Annotated in this window: 4 protein-coding genes; all 4 read left to right on the forward strand. The window is 67.0% G+C overall.

Annotated elements, in window-relative coordinates; all coding sequences use genetic code 11:
- The first annotated feature begins 149 nt into the window (after window positions 1-149).
- Genes FHS82_RS20820 through FHS82_RS20835 form a run of 4 tightly spaced genes read left to right on the forward strand, consistent with a single transcriptional unit; the run spans window position 150 to window position 4855 of the window.
- Window positions 150-761, forward strand: a complete 612-nt coding sequence (locus FHS82_RS20820; protein WP_246225489.1) for a TnsA endonuclease N-terminal domain-containing protein — start codon at window positions 150-152, stop codon at window positions 759-761.
- Entirely contained in the window at window positions 758-2428 is a 1671-nt protein-coding gene (locus FHS82_RS20825) for a Mu transposase C-terminal domain-containing protein (RefSeq protein WP_166956716.1), read from the forward strand. Before FHS82_RS20820 ends, FHS82_RS20825 begins: the two co-directional genes overlap by 4 nt.
- A complete protein-coding gene (locus FHS82_RS20830) occupies window positions 2425-3321 on the forward strand; it encodes a TniB family NTP-binding protein (protein WP_246225490.1) in 897 nt (298 codons plus the stop codon). Before FHS82_RS20825 ends, FHS82_RS20830 begins: the two co-directional genes overlap by 4 nt.
- Window positions 3308-4855: a TniQ family protein gene (locus FHS82_RS20835; protein WP_166956720.1), complete on the forward strand. Its 1548-nt coding sequence runs from the start codon at window positions 3308-3310 to the stop codon at window positions 4853-4855. Before FHS82_RS20830 ends, FHS82_RS20835 begins: the two co-directional genes overlap by 14 nt.
- The last annotated feature ends 72 nt before the right edge of the window (window positions 4856-4927 follow it).

The following is a 4927-nucleotide window of genomic DNA, read 5'->3' on the forward strand; positions in this document are numbered from 1 at the left end:
TGTCGTTTTTCCAGGTTTCGTGAATCGGCGAGAGAGCGGACGTGAGTCCGAACAATGGTTTGCGCGCATAGATGTTGTTCCATGTTTGTGAACTGGCCCCAAAATGTGCTAGGTTTGCGTACCGACTCGTTTCGCAAATGGAGGTGCATTTGCGGCGCATTCCGCTGAGCCATCGGTCGCATGTGATCGGCTTCCAGCCCCTGGAAACGGGCGTGGCGGAGCATGAGAGTGCGCTGGAGCGGGACTTCGTGACGCTCGCGAGCTTCATGGACGCGAACGCGGTGGTGACGGCCCAGCCGATCACGATCCGCTTCGAGCACGAGGGCCGCCAGCGGCGGTACACGCCGGACTTTCGCGTGGATTGGAGCGCCGGCTGCTGCGAGATCGTCGAGATCAAGTACCGGGCTGATCTGCGCGCAGGCTGGAGCCGCTTTCGACCTGCCTTCGCTGCCGCCCGATCATGGGCGCGCAGCAACGGCGCATGGTTCCGCATCGCGACAGAGCGCGGCGTTCGCGGACCGCAACTCGATGCGGCGAAGCGATTGCTGCCGCTCAGGGCTGCGCCGATCGACACGGCGCTGGCGGAACGTGCGCTTGCCCATGTGCGCGACAATGCGGTGAGCTTCGCCGATCTGGTCGGCATGCTGCCCGCCTCGCGTGAAGCAGGATTGGCCGTCGTGTGGCGGTTGATCGCGCGGGGTGCGCTTGTTGTTGATCTTTCCGCACCGATTACGGCACAGACACGGGTGACGTCGCGATGAGCGCGCCCGATCTCTCCATGGTCGATGCCTCCGCCTGGGACGAAGCGCGTCGCTGCCTGCCGGTGATCCGCCGTCTGGCGGAGAACCCGGCGCGCACCAGAGGCGACGTGGTGGCGGCTGCGGTCGAACTCGGTTGCGGTCCGACGCACGCCTATGCGCTGCTGCGTCGCTATCTGGCCGATGCGCGTCTGACGAGCCTGCTGCCGCGCCGGCGTGGCCCCGAGCGCGGCATCTCGCTGCTCGACGAGCATGTGGACGCCGTCATCCGCGATGTCATCGACACCGTTTATCTGACGCGCCAGCGGCCGAGGATTGCCGATCTGGCCGAGGAAGTGCGGCGGCGTTGCAGAGCGGAAGGCTTGCGGGTTCCGAGCCGCAAGGCGATCACCGCCCGCGTGAAGGCGCGTCCTGCCCGCGAGGTCGCCGCCAAGCGTGAGGGCCGCAAGGCCGTGCGCGAGCGGTATCTGCCCGTGGTCGGTTCTCTGGAAGCCCACTGGCCGCTGTCGCTGATCCAGATCGACCACACGCTGGTCGACGTGATCGTGGTCGACAGCGAGACGCGCGCGCCGATCCAGCGGCCCTGGCTCACTCTGGCGATCGACGTGTGTTCGCGATGCGTGGCCGGCTTCCACCTGTCGCTGGAACCGCCGTCCGCAACCTCCGTGGCACTGTGCCTGACGCACGCCGCTCTCTCCAAGGAAAGCTGGCTGGCCGAGCGCGGCATCGATGCGGAATGGCCTGTGCGTGGCATTCCCGAACGCCTGCATCTCGACAACGCGAAGGAGTTCCGGTCCGAGGCGCTGAAGCGGGGCTGCGAGCAGTATGGGATCGCCATCGACTACAGGCCGGTGCGCACGCCGCATTACGGCGGCCATATCGAGCGGCTGATCGGCACGATGATGGGCAAGGTCCATCTGCTGCCCGGAACCACCTTCTCCGACGTGCGGGCCAAGGGCGATCTCGACCCCGAGAAGACGGCAGCGATGACGCTCGACGAGGTTGAGCGCTGGCTGGGCCACGCGATCGCCGGCGTCTATCATCGCGATCTGCATCGCGGCCTCGGCATCACGCCGTTGGCGGCCTGGCAGCGCGGCATTGCCGGAGACGGCACGACGCTGGGACGCGGGGAGCCGACTGCCGTTACCGATGCCCGCCGCTTCCTGATCGACTTCCTGCCGATCGCGCGTCGCCGGGTTCGCCGTGACGGGGTGGCGCTGCATTCCATCGCCTATTGGGCGGATGTGCTGGGCACCTGGATCGGCCATCCCGAGCAGATGATCGTGCGCTACGACCCGCGCGACCTCAGCCGGATTTACCTGCTCGGCCCCGACGGCACCTATTACGACCTCAGCTACCGCGACCTGCGACGGCCGCCGATCAGCCTGTGGGAGCACCGTCTGGCGCTGAAGCGGCTGCGGGAAGAAGGCCGGTCGCTGGTCGATGAGGAAGCGATCTTCCGCACGATCGAGGCCATGCGCGCCATCGCGGATGGCGCGGTCCGCACCAGCAAGGCGGCGCGTCGCCAGCGTGAACGGCGTCTGCGCGTCGCTCCCGAAGCCCGTGGCGATCTGCTCCCGGTCGAGCCGGATGAGGTGGATCGCCTCCGGCAGGTCAGTGAGGACCTTCCGCCGCATGAGCGCATGTTCCCGGTGGAGGAATGGGAATGAGCGGCGGCTATGCACATCTGCATCCGTCTGTCCGGCACCTGGCCGACGAGGACGCCAGTTCGCGGATACGGCGCATCCGCACGGATCGCTGGATCGGCTACGCACGGGCGGAAGCCGTCCTGGCGGCGCTGGAGGACCTGCTGAGCTTTCCGACGCGGACGCGGATGCCGAACCTGCTGCTGGTCGGGCCGACCAACAACGGCAAGACCATGATCGTCGAGAAGTTCCGGCGCGCGCATCCGGGAACGGCCGCCGCAGAGAGCGAGGACGGTCTGGCGCTCCTTCCCGTCGTGAAGGTGCAGATGCCGCCCGGTCCTGACGAGGGCCGGTTCTTCGGGGCCATTCTCCATGCGCTCGGAATGCCGTTCAGCCCGCGCGACCGGATCGCCACCAAGCAGGATACGGCGGTCCGCGTCATGCAGGCCATGGGCGCGCGCATGCTGGTGATCGACGAGTTGCACAACGTGTTGTCCGGCTCGGCGATGCAGCAGCGTCGGCTGCTCAATCTGCTGCGCTGGCTCGGCAACGAGTTGCGGATTCCACTGGTCGGCGTCGGCACGGCAGAGGCGCTGCGCGCGATCCGCAGCGACGACCAGCTCGTCAACCGCTTCGAGCCGCATCCGCTGCCATTGTGGAGCGACGACGACGAGTATCGCCGTCTGCTGAGCACGCTGGAAGCCGTGCTGCCGCTGCGCAAGCCATCCCACCTTGCGGATTCCGCGCTGTCCGGACGCATTCTCTCGGCATCCGAAGGCGTGCTCGGCGAAATGATCGCCGTCGTCATCCGGGCCGCGGTGCGGGCGGTGGAGACCGGCGCGGAGGCGATCTCCACGCGCATGATCGAGGATACAGGCTTCATTCGTCCCTCCGAGCGTCGTCGTGTCGTGGTCTGATCTGTTCGAGGTGTCGGCATCCCCGATGCCGGCTCCCGGCCGCATCGGCCTGCCGGGGCATGTCACCCCGGTCGAAGGCGAGGCGCTGCTGTCTTGGGTTGCGGCGATCTCTGCTGTTCTCGGCATGACGCCGCGCGTCTTCTGCCGCGACGCGCTTCACATCGACGTCCGACAAAACCCCGGCTGGTGGCGTCGGCCTGCCTCCGTAACCCTGGAGCGGATCGGCAGCCTGACCGGCCTCGATCTCGATCACCTGGCCGGAATGACGCTGGATGGCTGGGCCATCGCGCCCGGTGACGATGATCCTGACCGGTTCGCCGCGAAGCGCTGGATTGCCGGCGCCGATGGCAGGAAACGCCTGGCTCGCATGGATGTCTGCACACTCTGCCTCGCCGAGGCGCGGCGTCCGCATTTTCGGCTGAACTGGACGCTCGGCTGGACGGGCGCATGCCCTTGTCATGGAACGGTGCTGACGAGCCGATGCCCCTCCTGCGGAACAAGGCTGAGGTTGCGCGGGCTGAACGCTTCGGAGCCCATCGACCTGCGCTGCGGGCGCTGCGATGCGGTGCTGTCCGATACGCAGAACATCCCGGCACATCCGGCCGTGCTCGCGTTGCAGGCAGCGCTCATCGCCGGCAAGCACAGCGGGACGGTGATCCTTCCCGGTATCGGCGCGCTCGACTGGCCCACGGCCATGGCGCTCGCCGATGTGCTGCTTGCCATGGTCTGGACCAGGCGTCCGAAGAACAAACGCGACCATTGGGCGCCACGGCAGCGCGATCGCCTCTTCGCCGCCATCGGCAGCGATATGGGAATGGCCGTGGGCGCGTGGGAACGCATCCCGTGGAAAGAGAATTACGGCGGGCTCCTGCTGTTGGGCTGGCTGTTCGGCGATCTCGATCGACGCCTGCCAAGGGCCATCGCCGCGCTCCGCACGCCGCGCCTCGAAGGGCTTCTCGGTCCCTTCACCGACTTCGACGAACCGGCCAGGGACCGATTGCGGGCGATCCTCTCCGCCGCGCGGACCAGATCGCCGCAGGGACGGCGTGCCTGGAAGCCGTGGCTTGACGGGCTCGTCGCCGCCGATCTTCGCGAACAGGCCGCACGAGAGCGCTACAGGCATCGACGGCAGAGACTGCGGGCCTTGGCTGAACTCAGGGATGGAGCGTCGGTCGAAGCCGTGGCGGCGCTCGTCGGCGTCGATATAAAGACCATCTATCGCTGGCTTCATCGCGGCGCGGCTGACGGTCTTGAAGCGGCGCTCGAACGTCCGACCGGCAAGCCTGCACTCACCAGTGCCCAGGCCGAAGCTCTGGGAAAATGGATCGCACTCGATCACAGGCACCAGAACCGGCAGGCCGTACTCAAGCAGGCCAGGGAAACCCTTGGCGTCGAGATCAATGCCGATGCGGCTACCAAACTGGTGGTGAGGCACCGAAAACCGAAGCGGGGAAAGCGTTGTCGCTTGTGGGCGCCCAGATACGGCCCGAGACGTGGAGCAGGATCTACTCATGATCCGGCTCCCGGTCCGTGAATCCGGTTCGCGTTTCCTGGAGCGAGTTCATGAAACCTCGCCCCGGTTCGCGAAACCTGGCACCCCGACAGA

Origin of the sequence: Pseudochelatococcus lubricantis, assembly GCF_011762225.1 — a bacterium.
GTDB classification, from domain to species: domain Bacteria; phylum Pseudomonadota; class Alphaproteobacteria; order Rhizobiales; family Beijerinckiaceae; genus Pseudochelatococcus; species Pseudochelatococcus lubricantis.

Coding starts and splice junctions, on each gene's coding strand:
- FHS82_RS20825 (WP_166956716.1), top strand. CDS start 758: ATGAGCGCGCCCGATCTCTCCATGGTCGATGCCTCCGCCTGGGACGAA.
- FHS82_RS20830 (WP_246225490.1), top strand. CDS start 2,425: ATGAGCGGCGGCTATGCACATCTGCATCCGTCTGTCCGGCACCTGGCC.